The organism is Acinetobacter sp. YH12156 (genome assembly GCF_013418235.1).
Taxonomy (GTDB): domain Bacteria; phylum Pseudomonadota; class Gammaproteobacteria; order Pseudomonadales; family Moraxellaceae; genus Acinetobacter; species Acinetobacter pseudolwoffii.
In genome coordinates, this window is record NZ_VPCL01000012.1 from 149,518 (window position 1) to 173,384 (window position 23,867).

The 23,867-nt window shown below is 41.6% G+C and carries 22 protein-coding genes and 1 pseudogene; 14 read left to right on the top strand and 9 right to left on the bottom strand.

Going from position 1 to position 23,867, the window contains the following annotated elements; translation table 11 throughout:
* Positions 1-5 precede the first annotated feature (5 nt).
* The 7 genes from FTU87_RS11430 (at position 6) to rplS (ending at position 7,783) form a co-directional block, all read left to right on the top strand.
* Positions 6-4,523 (top strand): PilC/PilY family type IV pilus protein, encoded by a 4,518-nt coding sequence (locus FTU87_RS11430; protein ID WP_257220484.1) that lies wholly within the window; start codon positions 6-8, stop codon positions 4,521-4,523.
* A gap of 11 nt (positions 4,524-4,534) precedes the next feature.
* On the top strand, positions 4,535-5,038 hold the full coding sequence (locus FTU87_RS11435; protein WP_180097418.1) for a type IV pilin protein: 504 nt from the start codon (positions 4,535-4,537) through the stop codon (positions 5,036-5,038).
* Between the two features lie 2 nt (positions 5,039-5,040).
* Positions 5,041-5,490: a type IV pilin protein gene (locus tag FTU87_RS11440; protein ID WP_180097421.1), complete on the top strand. Its 450-nt coding sequence runs from the start codon at positions 5,041-5,043 to the stop codon at positions 5,488-5,490.
* 142 nt (positions 5,491-5,632) lie between these two features.
* Positions 5,633-5,890 (top strand): 30S ribosomal protein S16, encoded by a 258-nt coding sequence (rpsP, locus tag FTU87_RS11445; RefSeq protein ID WP_005094274.1) that lies wholly within the window; start codon positions 5,633-5,635, stop codon positions 5,888-5,890.
* Positions 5,891-5,908: 18 nt separating this feature from the next.
* The gene (gene rimM / locus FTU87_RS11450) at positions 5,909-6,457 is read left to right on the top strand and encodes a ribosome maturation factor RimM (RefSeq protein WP_074383613.1); all 549 of its coding nucleotides are present in this window, start codon (positions 5,909-5,911) and stop codon (positions 6,455-6,457) included.
* 27 nt (positions 6,458-6,484) lie between these two features.
* Complete coding sequence (gene trmD / locus FTU87_RS11455) at positions 6,485-7,219, top strand: tRNA (guanosine(37)-N1)-methyltransferase TrmD (RefSeq protein WP_180097424.1); 735 nt, start codon at positions 6,485-6,487, stop codon at positions 7,217-7,219.
* A gap of 186 nt (positions 7,220-7,405) precedes the next feature.
* A complete protein-coding gene (gene rplS / locus FTU87_RS11460; protein WP_005094271.1) occupies positions 7,406-7,783 on the top strand; it encodes a 50S ribosomal protein L19 in 378 nt (125 codons plus the stop codon).
* A gap of 83 nt (positions 7,784-7,866) precedes the next feature.
* Here the strand turns inward: rplS and FTU87_RS11465 are convergent, their stop codons facing one another.
* The 4 genes and pseudogenes from FTU87_RS11465 to FTU87_RS11480 form a co-directional block, all read right to left on the bottom strand.
* Entirely contained in the window at positions 7,867-8,835 is a 969-nt protein-coding gene (locus tag FTU87_RS11465; RefSeq protein ID WP_074383612.1) for a triacylglycerol lipase, read from the bottom strand.
* A gap of 134 nt (positions 8,836-8,969) precedes the next feature.
* Positions 8,970-9,941 (bottom strand): annotated as a pseudogene (locus FTU87_RS11470) (lipase family alpha/beta hydrolase).
* Between the two features lie 81 nt (positions 9,942-10,022).
* On the bottom strand, positions 10,023-11,033 hold the full coding sequence (locus FTU87_RS11475) for a triacylglycerol lipase (protein ID WP_005094261.1): 1,011 nt from the start codon (positions 11,031-11,033) through the stop codon (positions 10,023-10,025).
* Between the two features lie 387 nt (positions 11,034-11,420).
* Complete coding sequence (locus FTU87_RS11480) at positions 11,421-12,449, bottom strand: lipase secretion chaperone (protein WP_179999184.1); 1,029 nt, start codon at positions 12,447-12,449, stop codon at positions 11,421-11,423.
* Positions 12,450-12,601: 152 nt separating this feature from the next.
* Here FTU87_RS11480 and truB point away from each other — a divergent pair, with 152 nt between their 5' ends.
* The 3 genes from truB (at position 12,602) to FTU87_RS11495 (ending at position 14,883) form a co-directional block, all read left to right on the top strand.
* On the top strand, positions 12,602-13,507 hold the full coding sequence (gene truB / locus FTU87_RS11485; RefSeq protein WP_100355151.1) for a tRNA pseudouridine(55) synthase TruB: 906 nt from the start codon (positions 12,602-12,604) through the stop codon (positions 13,505-13,507).
* 14 nt (positions 13,508-13,521) lie between these two features.
* A complete protein-coding gene (locus FTU87_RS11490; RefSeq protein WP_074383607.1) occupies positions 13,522-14,289 on the top strand; it encodes a TSUP family transporter in 768 nt (255 codons plus the stop codon).
* Positions 14,290-14,415: 126 nt separating this feature from the next.
* Positions 14,416-14,883 carry a hemerythrin domain-containing protein gene (locus FTU87_RS11495; RefSeq protein ID WP_005168802.1) on the top strand — a complete coding sequence of 156 codons (468 nt, stop codon included), beginning with the start codon at positions 14,416-14,418 and terminating at the stop codon, positions 14,881-14,883.
* A gap of 148 nt (positions 14,884-15,031) precedes the next feature.
* Here the strand turns inward: FTU87_RS11495 and FTU87_RS11500 are convergent, their stop codons facing one another.
* A complete protein-coding gene (locus FTU87_RS11500) occupies positions 15,032-15,910 on the bottom strand; it encodes a DMT family transporter (protein ID WP_034608362.1) in 879 nt (292 codons plus the stop codon).
* A 310-nt stretch (positions 15,911-16,220) separates the two neighbouring features.
* Between FTU87_RS11500 and FTU87_RS11505 the strand changes: the two genes are divergently transcribed.
* The gene (locus FTU87_RS11505; RefSeq protein WP_180097426.1) at positions 16,221-17,369 is read left to right on the top strand and encodes a hypothetical protein; all 1,149 of its coding nucleotides are present in this window, start codon (positions 16,221-16,223) and stop codon (positions 17,367-17,369) included.
* Positions 17,370-17,424: 55 nt separating this feature from the next.
* On the opposite strand, the gene FTU87_RS11510 is transcribed toward FTU87_RS11505, so the two are convergent.
* Positions 17,425-18,291 (bottom strand): EamA family transporter, encoded by an 867-nt coding sequence (locus FTU87_RS11510; protein WP_100329374.1) that lies wholly within the window; start codon positions 18,289-18,291, stop codon positions 17,425-17,427.
* 115 nt (positions 18,292-18,406) lie between these two features.
* Positions 18,407-19,639 carry a phosphoglycerate dehydrogenase gene (gene serA, locus FTU87_RS11515; protein WP_005094251.1) on the bottom strand — a complete coding sequence of 411 codons (1,233 nt, stop codon included), beginning with the start codon at positions 19,637-19,639 and terminating at the stop codon, positions 18,407-18,409.
* A gap of 354 nt (positions 19,640-19,993) precedes the next feature.
* On the opposite strand from serA, the gene FTU87_RS11520 reads away from it, so the two are divergent.
* The 3 genes from FTU87_RS11520 to FTU87_RS11530 all read left to right on the top strand — a co-directional run bounded on the left by FTU87_RS11520 (position 19,994) and on the right by FTU87_RS11530 (position 22,761).
* Entirely contained in the window at positions 19,994-21,403 is a 1,410-nt protein-coding gene (locus tag FTU87_RS11520) for an FAD-binding oxidoreductase (RefSeq protein ID WP_005094248.1), read from the top strand.
* 140 nt (positions 21,404-21,543) lie between these two features.
* Positions 21,544-21,921: a hypothetical protein gene (locus FTU87_RS11525; RefSeq protein ID WP_180097429.1), complete on the top strand. Its 378-nt coding sequence runs from the start codon at positions 21,544-21,546 to the stop codon at positions 21,919-21,921.
* Between the two features lie 78 nt (positions 21,922-21,999).
* Complete coding sequence (locus tag FTU87_RS11530) at positions 22,000-22,761, top strand: AbiH family protein (RefSeq protein WP_180097432.1); 762 nt, start codon at positions 22,000-22,002, stop codon at positions 22,759-22,761.
* Positions 22,762-22,775: 14 nt separating this feature from the next.
* Here FTU87_RS11530 and FTU87_RS11535 read toward each other — a convergent pair whose 3' ends face one another.
* The gene (locus tag FTU87_RS11535) at positions 22,776-23,477 is read right to left on the bottom strand and encodes an IS1 family transposase (protein ID WP_004282344.1); all 702 of its coding nucleotides are present in this window, start codon (positions 23,475-23,477) and stop codon (positions 22,776-22,778) included.
* 241 nt (positions 23,478-23,718) lie between these two features.
* Positions 23,719-23,867 (bottom strand): integrase core domain-containing protein (locus FTU87_RS11540; protein WP_180096446.1); only part of this gene is annotated, 149 nt, incomplete at its 5' end.

Here is a 23,867-nt window from a genome sequence, read left to right on the forward strand (position 1 = left end):
AAAAGATGAAATTGAAACCTCTTGTAAGCATGATGGTATTACTTCCAGTGATAGTGTTGCCAACAAGTACAGCAGTTTTTGCAAGTGATTTAGAAATTTATAAAGGTAATACGACTGGTAACACTTCTATTTTATTAATGCTGGATACTTCAGGAAGTATGGGAATTAGTTCTTTGGTACTTCCTAAAAACAATAAATATGGTAGTCCTGGTGATGTTGATAGTTCACTTTGTGCGAAAACAGGTGTTGTTGAAACCGGTAGTTCTACAGCTATAAATCAATGGAAGTATAATGCTCTTGATCTTCGTGCAGGAAGTGCTACCAACAATAAGACTTCTTTTAAAAAGCAAGTCACCGTAAATGGCCAGACCATTGATTATTATTTACGTGGTTGTGGTAATCCAAGTATTAATGCTGATGGTAATTTAGTTGAATCTAATACTGGAAAGTTTGACCGGTTATCACGTCTGAAAGATGCATTAATTCGATTATTGGCTGATGATAGTATCTCCAATGATATCCGTATTGGATTAGGACATTTTTCTGCAAAAACCAGTTTAACGATCGGTACAACTACGAATAAATTAGTAGATGGTCATTCAGGAAAAATTTTAATACCCGTCAGTAAGCTTACAGCTACTCAACGAGAAAAGCTGATTCGTGAACTCGTGAACATTAAATCGGTTGATACGACTACTAATGAAGATGGCACTGCAAATTCTAATTTAAAATTATCTAGTACTGCCTATCCAGATATTTTTAAAGCCTCTAGTGGTACACCAGCTGCTCATGCATATGCTGAAGCTGCAGCTTACATGATGGGGACTACGACAGGACAGGACTCCAGCTTACCTTCAAGGACTTCCATTTTGTATGATGGTTATTCTGTAATGCAAAAGTCGGATGATGCGAGCAAGCAAGTTTATTATGTTTGTGTTGCACTAGGCACTGAACGTCCCGAAGCTTTAGGTGCTACGGTCATGGCATGTGATAATGAATGGAATAAGGGTGATAGTGAATGGTATAACAGTACCAATAAGCGTATGGGCTCTGGCATCAAAATCTATAGACCAAAAGAGTCTGCTGATAGTGATCCAGATGGTGATGGTTGGATTCCTGTATCTGCTGATGACTTATATGCCAAAGTTGGAGCTATGAATTCATTGTGGGAGACGCATTTAAAATTGCCTGAAGGCTGGAGATATGGTGGCTGGATGAAACTTGCCAATGAGCCTATGGATATTGAACCAATTGGTGGGAAAGTTTGGGGAAATAAAGGTGCATATAATCTAGTTTCATATAGAAGTAGTCCTTTTTCGATTAAAACCGGGCCTATTACGGAGACGGTTACGACTGAAGGATTTAAAGCTTGTGATTCTGGTTTTACTGTCTTGAGTGGTTGGACATCACTGTGTGTTAAATCAGGCAATTGGGAAAGAGCAGCGACATTAAGTGAAATTAGAAATCGACGTTGTGAAACGCCTGTTATTGGTGAAAATCCAATTCCAAATGCTCGTAATCCACAAGGAGCGTTCCATTATGAAACGTATAATATGAATGATAATAGAACATATTATGATAATAATAAGTGTAAACAAAAACAGTATGCAGTCATTCGCCCATGGGGAGAAATTATTCAGACAGTTTCATCCACTGGACCTATTGACAACAATTATGGTGGTTTCGCTTATTCAGCAGCGGATACAAAGAATGGGAGTAATTATGCTCCAGGTGGTACAACAAGTAGTTGTGATGGTAATGGTATTTACTTTTTAACTGATGGTTCGCCAAACTCTACTAAAGATAGTATGGCGCAAACTATTATGAATACTTCATTAAGTAATAATAGTAGCTATACGTTTTCTGCAAAACCAAGTGGGAATGCGGTGTTAGGGTCTCCAAAATTAACTTCTGGCCTATTTACAGATGAAACCGGGGGGTGGGAATATATTGGTGAATATGCAAAAAAATTACTAGACAGGACTAAAAATCCTGCAAGCATGTCAATTAAAACTGCCGTTGTAGGTTTTGGTAGTGCTTTTGAGGGATTAACTTATACAGAAGTACCAGAAGAAATTACATTAGCAGATGGGACTAAAAGAAGTATTTTGAGAAAAATATATAACTGTGACAGTTCTGCGACTGCATCAATGGATGCCAAAAATGCTTGTAAATGGGGAAATGCTGATTATGGACAAGGAGGATTCTATCAAGCAACAAATTCTGAAGATATTAGAAACAGTATTTTAATGTTTATTAATGATGTACCTCCTAAGTTTACTCCTTCCAGTTTAGGCTCAATTTCTGTCCCTCGTGATCCTTTGGATCTAACCAAATATATGACCCAAGGCTTTTTCCCTATGGTCATGCCCGTACAAGATTCGACTTTACGTACATGGATGGGTAACTTAAAGAAATATAATATTGTTGGTGGAACATTAAAGGATAGTAATGGAAATGCAATTTACAAGCTTGAGAATAACCAACAAATAATTAATACAAATGCAAAAGATTTATGGTCCGATGCTGTAGCAGGCAGTGATCATTCATTAATTAATAGCGGCGGTGCATGGAATAAAATTCCTGTTCCATCTACAGCTTTGGCTGCAGTAGACTCAATTAGTAATGTAGATAGTGAGCGGAAAGTTTATATCTTAAATGGAAGCTCTTTAAAGAAAGTCACTAAGCAAAATCTGGCAACTAACTTTACTGGTGCAGACGCACTGCCAAGTACCTATACAGTAAATCAGCGCTTAGCTTTATTAAATTTTATAGGCTATCAAACAGCATTTCCAGCAGCAACGAACCAAACAACTTTAACTAATACGGATATTAATGCACTTGCTGTTAATCCAGTAAATCCATATAGATTCCTTGGGGGAGTAGTACATTCTACGCCACTCATGTTAACAAAAGAGTCAACAGTTACTACAAGTAATGCTGCTGATGCACGTGAAGAATATACAGTTTATGGCTCAATGGATGGTGGTTTGCATATTGTGAACGCTAAGACTGGTAAAGAGCAATCTGTATTTGTTCCGCCAGAAATTATTTCGAATCAATATGACACGTTGGCTGGTAAAGATTCTAAGGGTATCGATAGTTTGTCAGGAATCGCTTATGGCGTAGATGCACCATGGGTAGCGGACAATACCTTTAAGGTTCAAATTACTAAGTCTGGTGCAGCTACAACCACAAAATATGTTGCCAATAAAATGAATATTTATGGCGGTTTGCGTATGGGGGGCGAGGGGCTTTATGGGTTAGATATTCTTAGTCCAGCAAGTCCGAAGCTGTTATTCCAAATTAAACCAACAGCAACAAATGAATTTCAGCGTTTGTCTCAAATCTGGACTAAACCGACTATTGCTGAAATTCGTATCAAAGGTGAACGTAAAAAAGTCTTAATTTTTGGCGGCGGTTACGATGCGGCGGCATATGAGCAAGCGAACGCTACAAATCCAAGTTCAACTTATGGTAATGCTTTATACGTAGTCGATGCTGTAAATGGTAACTTGATCTGGATGAGCAGTTCTGATACTTCTGGTGTTTCTACTGCGAATAGTCACAAACAGACTGTAAATAGTGACATAAAGTATAGTGTTGTAGGACAGCCTGTAGTACGTGATTATGATGCGGATGGTCTTGCAGACATGATTTATTTTGCAGATTTGGGCGGACAGATTTTCCGTGTAGATTTGAATAATAACAATCAAATGTCTGCAACTGACAATACGAATATTGCGGTGCGTGTGAAAACATTAGCTAAGTTAAAAGATGGAACATTTGTACCGCGTTTCTATGATCGTTTATCTACGGCAGTTTTTGATGATGGGCAAAACCGCTTTGTACTTGTGACAGCGGGTTCTGGTAATCGCAGTTTTCCTTTGGAAGAAGAGGTTGGCGGAAAAAACAAAATCTATGGTTTAATTGACCGTGATGCTGCTGCCAATGGTTTGGAAAACTCTAGCTTTACATCTGCTCCAACTATTTTGCCAGCGAATTTGGCTAAATCAGGCATACTTGGCAAAACGGTTACTAAGCAAATTTCTACTGCTGACATTGCTAATATGAAATTAACAACTGGTAGTACTATGCTTCGTGGCTGGAGCTTTGAGCTTCATTCAGTTGACTCTGGAAATTATGCGCGTGCATTTGAAGAGTCACAGCTCATTACTGGTGATTTATATGTCAGCCTGTATGATCCCAAAGCGACATTGACTGGAACCGTTAGCGGCTGTGGTGGTGGGGTGATGGGTATTTCAACCACTCACCGTATTTGCATGCCTTATGGTGATTGTGCAGCATATGTCAAAACTAGCTATCAGGGTATTAATGGTCCTGCCTTTGGCGCAGTTTCCTCTACAGATCCGAGAACAACAACGTTGGTTGGGCCAATTGCAGAGACACAAGAAGCTTGTGTGGGGAATTGTCCAACTGCAAATACCAAATTAACCGATAAAAATCTGTATACATATAGCCAGGCACGCAAGATTAAACCTATCCGCTGGTTTGAATGGTGAGGAAGGTATATATGATAGATCCTCGAATTAAACGTTCAGGTTTTACTTTAATTGAATTGATGGTTGTGGTGGTAATAGTTGCAATTTTTGCAGCTATTGCTATACCCAGCTATCAGGGATATGTTGCTAGGGCTCATAAATCAAAAGCACAATCTGAAATGTTAAAAATTGCTGAGCGGCTGGAAAATTACAAAGGCAAGCAATTAAGTTATGCAGGCTATGTTCCAGAGCATCAAACAGTGAATAAGGGTGAGATTAATATTCCATATGATTCAGGAACTGATTTTGATTACCAAATCAAATTGGTCGATATCAATGATTCAACCATTGTCGTGGAAGATTCTGCTGTTGGGCAAGGGTGGAAAATGATAGCCTTTCCTAATCAAACAAAAAGTAATGCACTTAGAAATTCTGAATACTTATTATTGGATTCGAGAGGAAGCAAGTGTATGACTAGAGACTCCTTGGATATTACGAGTACAAGTTGCGGTGTTAATACAAAAGAGTGGAAATAATAATGAAAAATATTAAAGGCTTTACTCTCATTGAACTTATAATCGTAGTTGCTGTGTTAGGCGTTCTTGCTGCAATTGCATATCCATCTTATCAAAGCTATGTAAAACGAACAAATCGTGCTGAAATACAAAGTACCATGATGGAAATTGCGCAAAGATTGCAATCCTACAAGTTGTCTAATGGAGATTATGGGGTAAATAATTCTACGTCTAGTTATGCGATGAATCCATTGATTAACCCAGCTATTTATGGGCAAACGGTAGCACCAAGAAACGGTCCAGCACTGTATGACTTAACCATAACCGCTTCACCGAACTCATCTTGGACGATGACGGCAACGCCAAAGATCAATGGGCAGATGAAAAATACAGGTAATTTAACTTTAGATAGCTCAGGCAAACAATGTTGGGAAAAAACATCTGGTGCATGTGAACCATGGGACGGCCGCTAACTAAATCCAAAATTGTAGCTAACCTATTTTTCATCTTTCATTCAGGGCAAACTTCGCGTAAAATATGGCCCTCTATGAAAGGGGTTTGAGCTGTATCGATGGTCGGTGCAGGGATAATCCGTAAAAACTATAAGGTTCTATCATGGTTGTTATTCGTCTTACTCGCGGTGGTGCTAAAAAACGTCCATTCTATCAAATCGTTGTAACTGATAGCCGTAATGCACGTGACGGTCGTTTCATCGAACGTATCGGTTTCTTCAACCCGACAGCTCAAGGTAAAGCAGAAAAACTTCGTTTAGATGCTGACCGTTTTGCTCACTGGGTTTCTCAAGGTGCTCAACCTTCAGATCGCGTTGCTTCTTTAGCTGCTCAAGCTAAAAAAGCTGCAACTGCTGTTTAATATGGTAGTAGATTGCCCATGACACCAACACAGAATGTTCCCGAAGATCGTATTCAGATTGGACAGCTACGTTCAGCATATGGATTAAATGGGTGGCTCTGGGTCTATTCCAATACAGAACCCATGAGCAACATATTTGACTATCTGCCTTGGTACATTGAGACCAAAGCAGGTTGGCAAATTGTTGATGTAAAACGTTGGAAACCACATGGTAAAGGCCTGGTTGTTTCGCTTAAAGGTGTGAGTGATCGCACTGGGGCAGACCAACTGGTTGGCACCAATGTCTGGATTGCTAAATCGCAACTGCCTCAAGCGGGTGTAGATGAATATTATTGGTCTGATTTAAAGGGTCTAACAGTGTTAGGTCTGAATGATGAGGATCAAGAAATTAATCTCGGTCAAATTTTTGAACTGTTTGAAACAGGTGCCAATGATGTGATGGTGGTTCGCGCAACTGCCGACAGTATCGATGGCGAAGAGCGCATGATTCCATGGCATAAAGATGTGGTACAACGCGTTGATCTTGAAGCTGGTCGTATTTACGTCAATTGGGGCGTAGACTACTAACACTTTTTGGAAATAAGGGAGTCTGCGATGTTTTTTGCAGTCATTACGCTTTTTCCTGAAATGTTTGAAGCGATTACAGCCTACGGTATTAGCGGGCGCGCAGCAAAACGTGATTTGATGCAAATTCATTGTATCAATCCTCGCGATTTTGCGACGGGCAACTACAAACGGGTGGATGAACGTCCATTCGGTGGTGGTCCGGGTATGGTGATGATGGCGGAGCCTTTGGCACAAGCAATCCACCGTGCCAAAGAGCTTGCAAATGAAGCAGGCGCAGTTCAGGTTCCTGTGGTGTATATGTCACCGCAAGGAAAAACCTTAAACGAAACTGCAGTACAAGACTTCGTTCAATATGACGGATTGATTGTACTGTGTGGGCGTTATGAGGGGGTCGATGAACGTTTGATCCAGCAATATGTTGATCAGGAATGGTCAATTGGAGATTACGTCTTGTCGGGTGGTGAACTGCCAGCGATGGTTTTATTAGACAGTATTATCCGGAGGCTTCCGGGGGCGATGTCTGATGAACAATCCCATGTGCAAGACTCCTTTGTGGATGGTCTGTTAGACTGCCCACAATATACCAAGCCTGACCAGTTTGAAGGTTTGGATGTGCCTGAGGTACTTAAATCAGGTCATCATACAAACATTGAAAAATGGCGGTTTTTGCAGCGTTATCAACGGACACTTGAACGTCGCCCTGAACTGGTCGAACAAGTAGAATTGACCAAGCAGCAAAAAAAATGGCTGAAAGATTTGTAAGACATTGCTGAGAAATTGGTGCTGTCTTCGAAAACGGTACTTAAATTGAGTTTAAGTATTCTTTAATAGGCCCTTTAAAGTTGAGATGGTCAACTTTAAAGGGAAAGATAATCGGGTCTATGCGCTTTAGCCTCTAGCCCCCGCGATGATCAGACCTCTTCTGACTCGCATTATTGGAGATACCCCATGAGCGGTAAGCATCCTTTAGTTCAAGTAATTGAAAATGCACAATTGAAACAAGACATCCCTGCTTTCGCACCAGGTGATACAGTGATTGTTTCTGTAAAAGTTAAAGAGGGCGACCGTGAGCGTCTTCAGGCTTTTGAAGGTGTGGTAATTGCGAAGAAAAACCGTGGCTTGAACTCTGCGTTCACAGTACGTAAAATTTCTAGCGGTGTTGGTGTTGAGCGTGTATTCCAAACTCACTCTCCAATCGTAGCTAAAGTTGAAGTGAAACGTCGTGGTGATGTTCGTCGCGCTAAACTTTACTACCTACGTGAATTGTCTGGTAAAGCTGCACGTATCCGTGAAAAATTACCAGCTCGTAAAGTTAAAGCTTCTTAAGTTTAGGCTCAAGTTAAGTTTTATCTCGAGTTAAAAAATGCGCCTTTGGGCGCATTTTTTATATCCTAATATTTATATAAGAACTATAAGCCTTGCAGTTTCAATCGATTGGCATGTTGACGATACACATCGACTGGGTCAGGGGCAAAGATGCTTTTCAGGCCCAAGACCATATTGACTTCATCCAGATGATTCCAGTTGTAGTTATCACGAATGGTTTTACCAAATTTGGCACTACAGCGAGAGACCAGACCATCATTGTCCTTGCCACCATCAATCAGCAGGCTGGTGACTTTCAAAGCAGAGTCGGGATCGAGAATGTTGGTCACTGTGCCAGTGCCGGTAAATGAATAGTTATAAATATTATTCTGTTTATAGGCACCTTCGCCACAGGTCGTGCTTGACATTCCCAGCGGATATTTCTGATTAAATTGTGCCGATCCTGCCAGTGTCAGACTGCGACCACCTGCAAGAGAATCATGCGGGAAGCTGTTTGGATCCAGTCCTTGGGCCCAGGTGATGGCTTTAGACACCAGATTAATCCCACCGACCAAAGGGCCTTGTAGTGGCGTATCTTCTGCCTGAAGAATCAGATCTGCAACTGGTGAGCCTTTATGCGGCGCACCGACCGCAGTCAGAGAGGCGACCAGTTGAGGCGCTACACCAGCGACATAACGAATCGTGGGACCACCATGAGAATGACCAATCAGATTGACTTTAGATGCGCCTGTAATCGCCCGAATTTCCTTCACTTGTTCTAAGAGTTGTTCACCGCGAATTTCTGATGAGTTAAACGGTGATACTCGGGTCGCCCAGACATTGCCACCATTGCGGGCCAGATCCGGTAAAATCTGATACCAGTAATCCAGACCAAACTGATCTGTTCCGACCCGGATAAAGCCTGCCATCCCGTGTGCAAACACGATGGGATATTGGGTCTTGGCATAGTGTGAGCTGGCTTTCGCTGTGACCTGACTGGCTTGAGTGGATGCCTGAGCCGTGACACATGTGCCAGCCAGCAGCAGACTGGTGATGAATAAGCCGTATTTCATATATTTTCCTCATTTTTGTTGTTTTGACAGGATGATTCTTATCCTGCTTTGTCAAATGACCCACCCGAAACGGGCGAGTTAGGTTTTAAGTTGCTGTATTTAAAAATTATGATTGATGGATAACATTGAATGATTTATAAGCCTTGCAGTTTGAGCCGGTTGGCATGTTGGCGATAGAGTGCAATCGGGTCTTGGGCAAAAGGCCCTAAAATGCCGAAGAACTGGTTCACTTCATCGAAATGATTGTGGTCATAGTCCTAACGAATGATCTGACCATAACGTCCACTACATAAAGGTAGAGCGCCATCATTGGCTTCACCTTTCAAGAAAGTCCCGCCTAAACTGACAATAGTCGATTCAATGATATCCAGAGGATTGGTGGTTTGCCGGTTGCCCATCCAGAAGTAATGATGAATGCCATTGGCTGTGATCTTCATGCCTTGGGTCTGACAGTCTTCAGGAATCGCAGCAGAACCGTATTTTATATTGAAGGCTCGAATATCTTCAGGATGCATGGCACTTAAGGCGGCTGTGATATTTACGGGATATTGATTTGCTGTTACCAGATTCATACTGTAGCCCAGAATTGTTCCAATGGCATGAATCAGCGGTTCTAGTAAAGGTGTCTGGCTGGCATTGACAAAAACAGGTGTGCCTTTCATCGCACCTGCAATTGCGGTCAGTGAAGCCACTTTGGCAGGTGCAACAGCTTCAATATATTGAATGGTTGGTCCACCTTGACTATGTCCAATCAGATTGACTTTAGCTTTACCCGTCAGTGCAAGAACTTCGTCAATTTGTAGTAACAGCTGTTCACCACGTAGTTCATTGGATGCAACCGCAGATAATTCCACGGAAAATACAGGCGCACCATGACGGGCTAAATCTTGCGGGATCTGATACCAATAATCTAAACCGATGTTATCGGTTCCAATGCGGTTAAAGCCCAGACCGAAGCCATGGACAAAGATGAGCGGATAATGGGTTTTGGCGTAGCTGGATATAGCGAATTTGGGTGTATATTCAATCAATGGACTCTGCTTGGCATAAGCCAAGGAACAACTGAATCCAATAAATAGACTGAATACCAGGCTTATTATTCTCATTATTCTATCTCTGCTTCATCCGGGAAAATGATGACCGCTTATATAGCAAAGCCTTTATCAATCCTGATAAAGGCGAGCCACTTACAAACCTTGCAGCTTTAAGCGGTTGGCATGCTGACGGTATAACGTCACCGGATCTGGGGCGAATAGACCTTTCAAGCCAAACATCATGTTGGCCAAGTCAGTATGGTTGAGTTTGTAATTGTCATTAATCACTTTGCCCATATAAGCACTACAACGTGCGACCATACCATCATTGTTTTTATTGCCATAAGACAGTGGGCCCAGTTGCATTAAAATCGTATCAATGTCTAAGGCATTGGTGGCTTGTGCTACACCTGTCCATGAATAGTAATAAATACCTTTAGAATCTTTAGGTTTGAGGTTTTTATTACAGTTCTCAGTCGCTGCTAAAACGCCGTCTTTGACTGCTTCTTTTGCAACAGTTGCATTAAAGTTTTTTGATTCTGTTTGGGTTAATGATTTCATCGATGCATCAAAATCGATTTCTAATTCAGGTTTAAGCTGAGCGAGTGCAATTAAAGGTCCCACAATATAGTCACCTAAAATATTAAACGCGGTGCGGCTTAAACTATTGCTTTGAATATCGTCAGCAACTTTAGAACCATGATAGGTACCAGCAACGCCTGTAATCGATGCCAGATATTCTGGTTTAGTGGCAGCGACATAGAGCACGGTTGGCCCGCCATGAGAGTGACCAATCAGGTTGACTTTGTGTTTGCCGGTGATTGCTATCACATCTTCAACCTGGCTGATCAGCTGTTCACCGCGATGTGCTGTCTTATTTGCCGGAGACAACTGTGCAGCAAAGACGGTAGAACCATTGCGTGCCATATCCGGTAGAATCTGATACCAGTAATCCAGCCCGATGCTGTCGGTGCCAATGCGTGACCAGCCTAGCCAGCCATGTACCATCAGAATAGGATATTTGGTTTTGGCATAATCAGATCTGGCCTTTTCAGTGACCTGTGTCGCACTTGCCGCGGCATGGGCCTGTGCAGAAAAGCTTAATCCCAGAGTTGTTGCTAAAGTCACAGTCAGTAACTGTGCTGTCTTGCTGAAAGTACGCATAAGCATCCCTTTTTAATTTTATCGTTATTAAAGCAATCATTGCTTTTCTAGAGTGTTATAAGCCACAAAAGCAGACTTTGGACCATACAGTTTTGGCCTTCTATGGCTGAGCAATTTTTCTTTTGAGTAGCGGTATTTTTTCACTTCAACGCGCTAAAACCATGTCATTTTAGGACACGACAGAGAGAAGAGATTTACATTGTAAGAATATGTTTTATTTACGGCTGTATTTAAATTTTAAGTTGTTGAAATACAAAACACTCATTACGGTTATTTTGTGTAAACAAGAAATATTTAGAAACAAAGTTAGGGCGGGAGATATGAAGGCATAAAGCTTTCGATATGAGGATCATAAAAAAAGCCATCAACAGGTGATGGCTTTTAGGCTTAATTCGCAAAGGGCAACTTGCCGCCTTGATCATGAATCTGTTCAAAGGTTTCGACCCGCAGCTGGTCATTCGGCTGTTGAAAACGTTGCTGGCGCAGCTTCTCGACGGCTTGCTGTTTGGCGCTGTCACTCATGCCACTTTGCATGATGCTATCCCGTTCATTGAGATACGTCGTGACACTGGATTTCCAGCTAGCACGTTCGCCATCCAGTTGCTCCAGACGTTGCGTGGCTTCAGGGCCGACCAGGTTTAATCGCATTTGACGAATCTCTACATTTGAGCCACCACGCGCTTTAATGTCTGCGCTGAGTTTGCGTAAATCTTCGAGTTTATTCAGTTGTTCCAGATTTTCCTGCCAGTCTTGTGGTAATTGTTCAAACAGATTTTTGAGCTTCTGGGCTTTTTCAGACTCGCTTAAGCTGTTGTCTGCCAGCACGGCCATACGGTCAAGCGTATATTCATGATAGGTGTCTTCGGTACCAAATAAACCTTCAATTTCATAATTAGAAAAATATTGTTTACGCAAATTCTGGGTGCTGCTATAGATGCTGCGGTAATAGGCCGGATCTTCCTGATCGAGGCCTGTCGGTGCAGTCAGTTGGCCTAAACCTTGACGATACTGAATATAGCGATCCCATAAATCCAGAATTTGTGAGAGAGCGGGTTCTTTATGATTCTGGCGAATGTAAGTTTTAAAATCCTTTTGAATCTGCGCCAGATTTTTTTCACCAAACTGGGTAATAAAATATTCAAAACAGTTTCGAGTCTGTTCATTGACAGTCAGACGGTTACTCGCATCCAGCTGCATCTGGCAATTGATTTCGGTATCTTTCTGGCTGGCACTGGAAAACGCTGCATTGGCAGGGCTGGTCATACTTAATGCGGCAGGTTCGCCGCGGCGTTCACTAAGAGGTGATTGGCCAATAGTCTCTGTCTGTGATTCATTCTGAGGAGATAGCCAGAGCATCAGGGTGATAAAGCACAGCACCACCAGAGCCAGAATGATCCATATTTTGTATTTCTGCATATCCTATGCACCTGTTTTTTCGGTTTCATTATTTTTAGAGTTTTGATTCAGCTGAATATGCCATAAAAATCATCAGATACCATAGAAAAGTTGTAAATCATCGCACAGGGTTTTACCATGGCGCCAATTTATAAAATGTCTGATTTTTTGCCATGAAAGCATCATCTTCTAAAATTCAGCGTCGTCATCTTAGTGGTGTCTTCCTTTTGAATAAACCCTTGGGCATTAGTTCTAATGCTGCATTGCAAAAAGTTCGCTGGTTGTATCGTGCGCAAAAAGCAGGCCATACCGGGGCACTGGATCCTCTGGCCTCGGGTTTATTACCGATATGTTTAGGTGAGGCGACCAAGTTTTCGCATTATTTATTAGATTCAGTCAAGCGTTATCAAACGACGGTCTTTCTTGGACATAGCACCACCACCGGCGATGTCGAAGGCGAAGTCTTATTAGAAAAAGCGGTTCCTGAACTTTCGGAAGCGTTGATTCAAGAAACCTTGACACAGTTTATCGGTGATATCCAGCAAGTGCCACCGATGTATTCGGCGCTGAAAAAAGAAGGCCGTCCTTTATACGAACTGGCACGTAAGGGCATCGAGATTGAACGTGAAGCGCGCCCGATTAGCATTCTGGCCATTGAGCTTTTATCCTTTACTGAAAATAGCATCACGCTGGATATTACCTGCTCTAAAGGGACTTATATCCGGGTACTCGGTGAAGATATTGCCAAAGCCTTGGGTACTTACGGCCATCTGACCTATTTACACCGCATTAAAACCGGTCATTTTGATTTGATCCCGAGTTATACCATTGAATATCTGGAAAGCTTGAATGAAGACGAGCGTGATAGGTTGTTGTTGCCGGCTTATGCACCGGTGCAACATTTCCCGCAAGTCCAAGTGCCAGAAGGGCGTGCAGAATATTTTAGCCGTGGCATGGAAAGTAATATCGAGCACGATGCAGCTGAACAGGTACTGGTTTTTGATGGTGAAAAATGTTTAGGCTTGGCAGAAATTAGTGATAAAAAACGCCTGGTGCCAAAACGCGTCTTAAACCTCTAAGCAAGGTCTGAAATATGGATATTGAGATCATCATCAGCCTGATTGTCTTTGCATTTTTTGCAGGGGCAATTGATGCTGCTGTAGGCGGTGGTGGTCTGATCCAGATTCCGGCAATTATGGGCAGTCTGCCGCATTTACAGCCGGCTACCGTATTTGGTACCAACAAACTGGCCTCGATTTTTGGTACTGGCTCTGCGGCATTTTCCTATTTGCGTCAGGTAAAACTGCCGTGGTTGCTCTTGGGCGTGATTGCAGCTTGCAGTTTCATCAGCTCGTTTATGGGTGCGGCCAGTGTCACCTTGATTCCGGTCGAAATCCTCAAACCTTTTGTATTGATCATGCTGATTGTCATCGCGATTTATACCGTGATGAAAAAGCAGTTTGGTCAGGTGCATGTTCAGCAAAAGCTCACCAAGAAAATGTTGGCATTGGCAGTTTTGGGCAGTCTGGCCATCGGATTTTATGACGGAATTTTCGGGCCGGGCACGGGCAGTTTCTTTATTTTCTTTTTCATTCGTTATTTAAGTGTCGATTTTTTACATGCTTCAGCTTTATCTAAAATTGCCAATTTCACCACCAATCTGGCAGCGTTAACTTTCTTTATTCCCAGCGGCAATGTGCTATTTATGGTCGGGGCGATGATGGCGGTGGCCAATATCTGTGGTTCCTTGCTGGGTGTCAAATTAGCCTTTAAATATGGCAGTGGCTTTATCCGGATTTTATTCCTGATTCTGGTCAGTTTACTGATTTGCCGGATGGCCTATCAGATGTTTTTTATATAAGAATAGATGTAAATCATTCTCAATATTAAAGTTTTTTATACAATTTGTACTTATAAAACCTCCTGAACCCATGCCATTTTCTTTCTATGATGTAAAAAGGCAGGGCGAAAACAGGAGAAAAATTAGATGACCACCATTTTTGAAGCATTAAGAGAAAGTCATGAAATTCAGCGTGATCTTGCAGAAAAATTACTACAAACTTCAGGGGATACAGCAGAACGTCGTGAGCTGTTTAAACAACTCAAGAATGAATTATTTGCCCATGAAGCGGCTGAAGACCGCTATTTTTATATTCCCCTGATGATGACCGATTCGGGCTTGAATATCACCCGGCATGCCTTGGCCGAACATCATGAAATGGACGAGATGATTGAAGAGCTGACTGCAACAGAATTGAGTAATCCGGGCTGGATTGCAATTGCCAAAAAGCTTTCCGAAAAAGTGCATCACCACTTAAAAGAAGAGGAACATGGTTTCTTCCAGCAGGCAGGTAAAATTCTCGGTGAAGAGCAAAAGACCGCTTTAGCAGTACAGTACAAAAATGAATATCAACGTTATAAAGACATGAAAAAAGATATGCTGGTACAAAGCTAAATTTTAACTTCAAATCAAATAAATAAAAAAGATGGCGCTACAGCCATCTTTTTATCCGGATTCATTTCTTTGAGGTATTTCTTCCAAATGAAGAAAGCACAAGAATGAATGAAAATATTGAGTCAGTTGCCCAGATCCCAATCAGGCTTTATGCACTCCGCTCTGCAGCTCCTTGACGCGCGGCACGTACTGTCACACCGACAGAGGCCAGCATAATACACACCAGAGCGACCGCTTGCAGTACCGTGATTTTCTCACCCAATAACAGAAAACCGGTCAAAGCTGCTAAAGCCGGAGAGAGGCTGGACAGGGTGCCATAGCTCATTTTGTTTAAATGCTGTAAGGCTTTTAAATCGAGGGCATAAGGAATCGCGGTGGCCAGAATTGCAATCACAATGGCCTTGCCCCAATGTTGTGTATCAATCAATGCGGGCGCGTTGTTGTAGAGCCCGATCGGCAGCAGACACAATGCTGAAATACTGATGGCAATGGTCAGTGCATGCATGCCGATATTCTGCTGAACTACACGTTGGCCAAAGAAAATATACAGCGCCCAGCAGAAACCTGCCCCCAAGGCACAAGCTGCGCCCAACAGGTCAAAATTACTGCTATTGGCCTGTCCCCATGGCACCATCAGCGCGATGCCCAAAATGGCCATCAATACCCAGATATAATCACTACGGTGTTTAATCGAGAGTAGAGCCAGGCCCAAAGGGCCAATAAACTCCAGACCTACCGCAATGCCCTGCGGTAAACGACCAAGTGACAGATAGAATAAAATATTCATGACCCCTAAAGCCGCGCTATAGCAGAGTAAATCCCGCCATTTTAAAAAAGGCAAACGTGAAATTATTTTCCAAGAGCGGAACATGACGCAGACAATGATTGCAGCAAAACAGAGTCTTAAAATGGTGACAGTAATCGGATCCAGTACACTAAACAGCTGTTTGGCAAAAGATGCACTGATCTGGTACGAAGTCATGGACAAGACCATGAAGAATACGGCAAGAAGTTGGGCGTTTGGCATGAAAGCAGCTTCTACCCAGAGCGGGTGAAAATGAGAAATAGAAAGAAATGAAATTATAGCAAACTGGTTGATTTTTGCTGAGTAGGCCAGAGCAATATTTTGTGAATGCAACTTAAGTTTGGAGATAATCAATTTACATTTTAGCTCAATCAAATATGTGAAGTTTTAAATTCAAAATTAAACTTACCTCAGGTGTGGTTACAAATTAATCAATTTTTAATTTGATCTTATTTTTATATTTATTAAAATATCTTAGATCCCAATTCGGGGCAGCATTAAAATAACAATGAAAATAATAAGGTAGATAATAATGAAATTACGAATACTTTCTTGCGCCATTTTGGGCTGTATGCTTGCAGCATGTGGTAGCTCTGATAATTCGGATAATAATACACCAGTCCCTAGCCAACCGGCTCCGACCAATCCTGGTAATCCGAACAATCCTGGAACCCCGGGTGATGGAGCATCAGACACAGTGTCGGAATTCTACAACTATCAGTTCAACTTGCCGAATGCTGATGCAGCAGACATGGAGTCGAAAAAACTTCTATTGGCCAGTCATAAAAATAAAATTACTGACGGCATATTATATGCGGATGATAACAGTGTCGTGGATACTGAATATAATATTGAGGAGAACATGGTGTTCCCGACTTATGTCACCGCTAAAGGGGTGTTCCCTGCAGATCGGACCCGTACAGCATTCGGCTATAAGCTGGAAAAAGTACTGGAAAATACGACCACTCAATTTAAGAGTCGTCCTGTGACCCTACCGGAGAACAACATCAGTAATCATCGGCATATAGAGTGGTACGACCTGTCAGGAAAAGCATTAACTGAACGTACCAATATTGCTGTGGTGAAAATGTATGAGGATGCTGCAACCAGAGTGTTATTTAATAGTGATAATACGACAGCCGCTGACCGTAAATATTATAATGAGTTTGCAGCCAATTTTATTGATTTGCAGAAGGCGCGCACATTCCCGAATGGATCTAAATGTTTCCGTCTTCAGGCTGAACATCCGGAAGAAGAATATATTGAATTTGATCCGGAAATAAAAACGGACTATCGCACACTTGCAGAATGGCAGAGCGGTGAAGCAATTGACAATCTGGCAAAAACCATTCTAGATGGCACGATGTCTAACTTGAAATATAAAAAGGCAGAATATAAAGATGATGCCCTGCAATATTATAAGTATTTTGGTGCGATCGAATATCAGGGTGGAATCTACAACAGTGCGTTCTCTGAACATGGGGAACATATTGATCACAACGATTATGTTGCCCAATCACGAAAAGTAGCTTTAGACAAATTAAAGGAAAATGATGCCAGTCCTTTAATGATCAAATGGACAGAATACACTTATGATCAGCTTGCTTTTGCATGTGATGGCTATAATGTGACAGCAGCCACTGTATTAAATACGGCGATTAAAGACGCAACACCACGTTAAAATGATTCTAATAAAGCTATTTTAAATAAAGGCGCTATAGCGCCTTTATTTTTATTCAATGTTTTCGTCTTTGACTGGTCACCGTACAGCCAATTGAAGCACTAATAATCGTGGCCAGTGCCAGCCATTGTGTCCACAATAAAGTTTCACCCAAGAAGATAAAACCAGAGAGTGCTGCGATTGCAGGTTCCAGACTCATCAAAGTACCAAAACTCAAGGCGGTTAAATTTCGCAGGGCAATCATTTCCAGAGTAAAAGGCAGGGCGCTGGCCAGCACAGCCAGAGCCATGAAATATAACAGGCTGATGGGTTCAAAGGTATGCGCAGGAATGCCAGCAAAAAGCGCAATTGGCATCAGCACCAGCATCCCGACCAACATGCCCAAGCACACGGTATGGTTGCCGGAAACCCCGGAAGGCTTTTGCCCAGCGACGATGTATAGCGCCCAACAGGCACCCGCACTTAGGGCAAATAGAATCCCGACCGGATCAAGTGGCTGTGCAGCCTGATCAAAGGGAAACAGCAGAATCAGGCCTAAAATAGCCAATCCGACCCAGACAAAATCAAATTTTTGCCGCGCATAAAACAGCGCCACACTTAAAGGGCCAATGAATTCAAAAGCAACCGCAATGCCCAGCGGCAAGCGATCAATCGACAGATAAAACAGCAGGTTCATACCTGCCAGGGCCAGACCATAACTGAGAATGGCCGGCCACTTGATCTGTCTGAAATGAATTTGCCAAATTTTAAAAATCAATGCCAAAATCACAGCACCCAAAAGCAGACGCATGGCTGAAACGGTCAGAATGGGAAACTGACCGAACAGATATTTGGCAAAGGAGCCACTGCTTTGCATACTGATCATCGCGATCAGGAGAATCAGTGGCGCTTGTACAATAGGTGCAATTTTAAAATTCAGCATAACTTAATAGGTTTCGATTTCTCGAAGAGCGGAAGAACAGTAAAGGCTGAAAAATAAAAACCTTAAAAAACAAAAAACCACAGCCCGAAAGCTGTGGTTTTTTCATATTGTTAAATTAGAACAGTACGCGTACGCGGATTGTTCCTTCAACTTCATGTAGGGTATCGAGTGCTTCTTTAGATGCAGTCGCGTCTACGTCCATCACCAGGTAACCGACATCACCTTTGGTCATTAAAGACTGGCCAGAGATGTTAATGCCATGTTCAGCAAACAGGTTGTTGATCTTAGAAAGAACGCCCGGCATGTTTTTATGAATGTGCAGTAAACGGTGTTTACCTTCAGTCAATGGCAGCGCAATTTCCGGGAAGTTCACTGCAGATAAAGTCATACCTTTATCTGAATAGGCAACGAATTTCTCAGCAACTTCCAGACCGATGTTGGCTTGTGCCTCCATGGTCGAACCACCCACGTGCGGAGTCAGGATCACGTTTGGAAGGTTACGCAGTGGAGAAACGAATTCTTCACCATTGGCTTTCGGCTCTTTCGGGAATACGTCTACTGCAGCACCAGCAATGTGACCAGACTTGATCGCATCTGCCAGATCTTCAATCACAACACATGTACCACGTGCTGCGTTCAGGAAGATTGCACCTTCTTTCATTTGCGCAAACTGTTCTTTGCCAAAGAAATTACGGGTAGATGGCAGATCCGGAACATGTAGAGTAACCACATCTGCATTGGCCAGTAATTCGCCCATAGAACCGACTTGACGTGCATTTCCTAAAGGTAACTTGGTCACCGCATCATAATAGGTTACTTTCATACCCAAGCTTTCCGCCAGTACAGAAAGTTGTGAACCGATTGAACCGTAACCTACGATACCTAAAGTTTTACCACGTGTTTCGAATGAACCGACAGCCGATTTGTTCCAGCCACCTGCATGTGTATCTGTTGATTTTTCAGGTACACGGCGCAGAAGAAGAATAGTTTCTGCCAAGACCAGTTCAGCGACTGAACGGGTATTTGAATACGGTGCATTAAATACCGGAATACCGCGACGCATTGCAGCATCGAGGTTCACCTGGTTGGTCCCGATACAGAAACAACCTACTGCAATCAGTTTGTTCGCAGCTTCAAATACTTCTTCAGTCAGTTGAGTACGGGAACGAATACCGACGAAGTGAGCATCTTTAATCGCTTCTTTCAACGCTTCGCCTTCGAGCGCTGTTTTACGATAGTCGATGTTGGTGTATCCAGCTGCATTCAATGTATCGATTGCGTTCTGGTGAACGCCTTCTAACAATAGAAAACGGATTTTATCTTTAGGTAGAGATAGATGTTGGCTCATTACGGCTCCGCTACAAAGGCCAAATTTAGTCGCGGTATAATAGCACAGGAAAAGGGCGGTTATACATTTCCTTGATGACAGTCACCTCAGGTATTTTGAGCAGATATATGATCAATGCTTATAATTCTGGTTGAATTAAATCTGTATTTTCAAAGGTATATTATCAAAATTGTCATTTTTCGCGGGAAACCCCAAAAAATAGCTTATAATATTGCGCCATGCTGTTTAAGCTCCCATTTTTGGTGCTTTAATCATCATGTTTCGCCTGATTTGTATACAGGCTTTTATGCCTAAAAAATATGCAAATAAACCAGCGAAGTCTCTCTTGTTTAAATCATGCTAGGTCTGCAAACGATGAATGCTCCAGTCGCTTTAACCCCTGAGTTATTGACCCAATTGACGGCAATTTTGGGTGAAAACCGTATTAAAACCGATACGGACAGCCTCCAGAATTGGGGTCGTGATCATACGAAACACTTTGATCCAAACCCATCGGTCATCGTTTTTCCTTCGACGACTGAACAGGTTCAAGACATCGTAAAATTGGCAAACCAGTTTAATGTTGCAGTCACCCCATCAGGCGGTCGTACGGGTCTGTCTGCAGGTGCAGTTGCAGCCAATGGCGAGATTGTGGTGAGCATGGACAAGATGAACCAGATTCTGGAATTCTTCCCGGCAGACCGGATGGTTCGCGTGCAGGCAGGCGTGGTAACTGAACAGTTGCAAAACTATGCTTCCGATCAGGGCATGTATTATCCAGTCGACTTTGCTTCTGCGGGCTCAAGCCAGATTGGCGGGAACATCGGCACCAATGCCGGTGGTATTAAAGTTATTAAATACGGCATGACCCGTAATTGGGTACTTGGCCTGACCGTGGTGACAGGTAAAGGTGATGTACTACGCCTGAACAAGGGCATGATCAAGAATGCAACCGGTTATGCGCTGCAACACTTATTCATTGGTGGTGAAGGTACACTGGGGCTAGTCACTGAAGCTGAAATCAAGTTGGAACGTCAACCGCAAGACCTGCAAGTGATGGTGCTGGGTGTCACTGATTTTGATGCAGTCATGCCCGTGCTTCATGCATTCCAGGCGAAAATTGATTTAACCGCATTTGAGTTCTTTGGTGAACTGGCAATGCAAAAAGTATTGGCCAATGGTCATGTACAACGTCCATTTGAAACTGAATGTCCATTTTATGTTTTGCTTGAGTTTGAAGCGCCGTTTGAGCCGATTATGGACAAGGCGATGGAAATTTTTGAGCATTGTATGGAACAAGGTTGGGTTCTGGACGGCGTTCTGAGCCAAAGTCTGGACCAAGTCGAAAGCTTATGGCGTTTACGCGAAGACATCTCTGAGTCAATCGCACCGTTTATTCCATACAAAAATGATATTTCAGTATTGATCACGCACGTTCCTGCATTTATTAAAGAAATTGATGCAATTGTTGCAGAGAACTATCCAGACTTTGAAATTTGCTGGTTCGGTCATATCGGTGACGGTAACTTGCATTTGAACATCTTAAAACCAGCGGATTTAAGCAAGGATGAATTCTTCGCTAAATGTCAGGTAGTAAACAAGTATGTCTTTGACACCGTGAAAAAATATGATGGTTCAATTTCAGCCGAACATGGCGTAGGGATGACCAAGAAGCCATACCTTGAATATTCACGTTCTGCGGAAGAAATCGAATATATGAAAGCCCTGAAACAAGTGTTCGATCCAAATGGTATTATGAACCCGGGTAAATTATTTGATCTTTAATCTGATTGAATTCATGAAAGTGCATCGAAAGGTGCACTTTTTTTATTGCTGTGTAAATCAGGTTACAGAGTCTAAATGGTTTTGTGGTGAAAAGCCCGGCATGATGAATCTATATAATAAGGATATTGGGGTTAAGAAATATGTTACGTTTATTGGCAGTTACAGCTTTAGGTCTGGGTATGATGATGTCGGGTTGTGCGACTACCCAGCAGGTGATTGCAAAAGTACAGTCTACTTCAGATACGCCATTGGATCAGGTTTTGAAGATGAGACCTGATTTGCGTAAGGAGCTGGCAACAGTCGAGATCCGTCAGTTCTTCAATAATGTAGAGTCACCCACCGTTGGGCAGGTGAAAGTGACTGAAACAGGTTTGTTGGATGATTCGGTCAAATCAGTACAGACCATTTATCATTTCAAAAAAGAACAGAAGAGCTGGAAAATGCACAATGCTGAAAAGTTATATCAGTGTGCACGTGGTTCAAATACCAGAAACTTCCAGAAAGCAGCCTGCCCATAATAGTGTTTGATCTTTAGTCAGAATTTAGTTAAAAGCGTATCTTAGTGATGCGCTTTTTGCTTTTGGGGTTCTATAAAAATGAATGTTTTAATTGTGGGAAATGGTTTTGATTTGTCGCACTATTTGCCGACCAAGTATGATCATTTTATGGATGTTATGGAAGCAATTGAAACTAAGGATACGGGTGGTCTACCAAAGAACTTACAAGAAAAGAAACTTCAAGAATGGATAAGGTTGCTTAAGCAAACTTTTGATAAGAAAGGTGAATCTGAAACAGATAAACAATTTATGAGTTTTGAGCAACTTTTTTCTGGAAATAGAGATCCTAATTTTATTGCTAAAACTAAGGAATTCTATTTAACAGAAAATATAAATTTAAGTAAGAAAGATGTTATTCAGTTGCAATATAGATTGGCATTAAATTGTTGGTATCAATATTTTAAAGATCATGTTGAAGAGATAAAAACTTGGATTGATTTTGAAAGAAAAATAGAAGAAGTCTTAGTTGTTTTTGTAGAAGTGATTGATGATTTGAATAAAATCTATAATATTAATTCGCGAAAATATTATGAATATTTTTCTGGTATAGAAAAAGAAAAAACTATCACAATTAGTAAGAAAAATAGAAAAATCCTAGAGTTTTTTAGCTTTTTTGATAATGAAAAATATATTCGACCATCACTTTATGCAGGACAACCCGGTACATCTGAATTACGTAAGAATTTGAACTCAAAATTTTGTCATGGTGAAAAAATTTCGAATGGGTTCGATGCTTCTTTATTTTTAAGTTTTCTTAATACAGCATTAGAAGAATTTATAGAAATTTTGGTGGTGTTTTAAAAAGTATGCTGACATTAAATGAAGCCATTATTGATGTAAAAGAAGGTTAAGTCGAAGGCTTTAAAATGGTTTTCAAGCTTTTTGGAGAAATTACAACTTCTTCTAAAACCACGCCTTATTCGATGCCTTATTTTGCAATTATTACCTTCAATTCCTACAGTAAAAAACTTACCAATACTTTGCTTGCAGTTTTTAAAAGCAGTGATGAAACTGTCCCAATGATCACTTGCAATTCGGGTGTAGTGAATACCTAATTGTTTAAGCTTTGTCTTCAACCTTTGGACTGTAGCTAAATCTCTCTTACCCCAAACATAAGCAACAATCTCACCTGTTTCTCGATGGTAGGCGTAAATAAGCCATTGTTTATTATTTTTATTTCCAACAAAAGTCCAGAATTCATCTACTTCGAGAGATTCATAATGACTTTGTTTAGGCTGAATTTGATAGGCCGATTCAGTTAAAGTCCGTAAGACTTTACCGATACTAATGCGCTCAACTTCAGCGATATCTCGTATACCGCTGCCTCTGACCATTAACTGTAATATTTTACGAGTAATGCCAGAATTACATCCTAGATAGCTCAGAGCATGGTCACCAATAAACTGACGTTTGCAGTCTTTGCATTGGTAGTTTTGTTTCCCATCTACTTTGATGCCATTTTTCTTTATACTGTCACTGAGGCAGGTTGGACATTTGATTTCTAGAGTTATTTGCATTTCTCTATTTTATCAAAATTCAACCTGCTTTTTTTTAGCATACTTTTTGATACACCACCGAAATTTTTAATTTATATCTTGAATTGGTTGTTTCAGTATTGCAACTAAATTGTACAGTTGAAATCAATTCACAAGAGTGGGCTATGCCAAATAAAATTTATTCTTTTAATTATACTAATGTATACCAGCGACTACATGATTCGGTAATCCTCCCATAAATAACCGAAGTTAAAAGTAGAGGTTAAGCAGCCATTAGAGGTGGTTTTCCTTTGTTAGCTTGATGTGGTCTTTCATGGTTGTAATGCCACAACCAGTTTGTTGCATAATCTTGTACTTCATCCAAAGTATCAAATAAATGCTTGCTCAGCCAACTATAACGTATGGTCCGAT

What these genes read in the sequence shown, in the direction of transcription:
- rplS (WP_005094271.1), top strand. Translation starts at nt 7,406, where the DNA reads ATGAGCGGTAAGCATCCTTTAGTTCAAGTAATTGAAAATGCACAATTG.
- FTU87_RS11535 (WP_004282344.1), bottom strand. Translation starts at nt 23,477, where the DNA reads ATGCAAATAACTCTAGAAATCAAATGTCCAACCTGCCTCAGTGACAGT.
- FTU87_RS11480 (WP_179999184.1), bottom strand. Translation starts at nt 12,449, where the DNA reads ATGCAGAAATACAAAATATGGATCATTCTGGCTCTGGTGGTGCTGTGC.
- FTU87_RS11440 (WP_180097421.1), top strand. Translation starts at nt 5,041, where the DNA reads ATGAAAAATATTAAAGGCTTTACTCTCATTGAACTTATAATCGTAGTT.
- FTU87_RS11495 (WP_005168802.1), top strand. Translation starts at nt 14,416, where the DNA reads ATGACCACCATTTTTGAAGCATTAAGAGAAAGTCATGAAATTCAGCGT.
- trmD (WP_180097424.1), top strand. Translation starts at nt 6,485, where the DNA reads ATGTTTTTTGCAGTCATTACGCTTTTTCCTGAAATGTTTGAAGCGATT.
- FTU87_RS11530 (WP_180097432.1), top strand. Translation starts at nt 22,000, where the DNA reads ATGAATGTTTTAATTGTGGGAAATGGTTTTGATTTGTCGCACTATTTG.
- FTU87_RS11475 (WP_005094261.1), bottom strand. Translation starts at nt 11,033, where the DNA reads ATGCGTACTTTCAGCAAGACAGCACAGTTACTGACTGTGACTTTAGCA.
- FTU87_RS11465 (WP_074383612.1), bottom strand. Translation starts at nt 8,835, where the DNA reads ATGAAATACGGCTTATTCATCACCAGTCTGCTGCTGGCTGGCACATGT.
- rpsP (WP_005094274.1), top strand. Translation starts at nt 5,633, where the DNA reads ATGGTTGTTATTCGTCTTACTCGCGGTGGTGCTAAAAAACGTCCATTC.
- FTU87_RS11500 (WP_034608362.1), bottom strand. Translation starts at nt 15,910, where the DNA reads ATGCCAAACGCCCAACTTCTTGCCGTATTCTTCATGGTCTTGTCCATG.
- serA (WP_005094251.1), bottom strand. Translation starts at nt 19,639, where the DNA reads ATGAGCCAACATCTATCTCTACCTAAAGATAAAATCCGTTTTCTATTG.
- FTU87_RS11490 (WP_074383607.1), top strand. Translation starts at nt 13,522, where the DNA reads ATGGATATTGAGATCATCATCAGCCTGATTGTCTTTGCATTTTTTGCA.
- rimM (WP_074383613.1), top strand. Translation starts at nt 5,909, where the DNA reads ATGACACCAACACAGAATGTTCCCGAAGATCGTATTCAGATTGGACAG.
- FTU87_RS11435 (WP_180097418.1), top strand. Translation starts at nt 4,535, where the DNA reads ATGATAGATCCTCGAATTAAACGTTCAGGTTTTACTTTAATTGAATTG.
- FTU87_RS11505 (WP_180097426.1), top strand. Translation starts at nt 16,221, where the DNA reads ATGAAATTACGAATACTTTCTTGCGCCATTTTGGGCTGTATGCTTGCA.
- FTU87_RS11520 (WP_005094248.1), top strand. Translation starts at nt 19,994, where the DNA reads ATGAATGCTCCAGTCGCTTTAACCCCTGAGTTATTGACCCAATTGACG.
- FTU87_RS11430 (WP_257220484.1), top strand. Translation starts at nt 6, where the DNA reads ATGAAATTGAAACCTCTTGTAAGCATGATGGTATTACTTCCAGTGATA.
- FTU87_RS11510 (WP_100329374.1), bottom strand. Translation starts at nt 18,291, where the DNA reads ATGCTGAATTTTAAAATTGCACCTATTGTACAAGCGCCACTGATTCTC.
- truB (WP_100355151.1), top strand. Translation starts at nt 12,602, where the DNA reads ATGAAAGCATCATCTTCTAAAATTCAGCGTCGTCATCTTAGTGGTGTC.
- FTU87_RS11525 (WP_180097429.1), top strand. Translation starts at nt 21,544, where the DNA reads ATGTTACGTTTATTGGCAGTTACAGCTTTAGGTCTGGGTATGATGATG.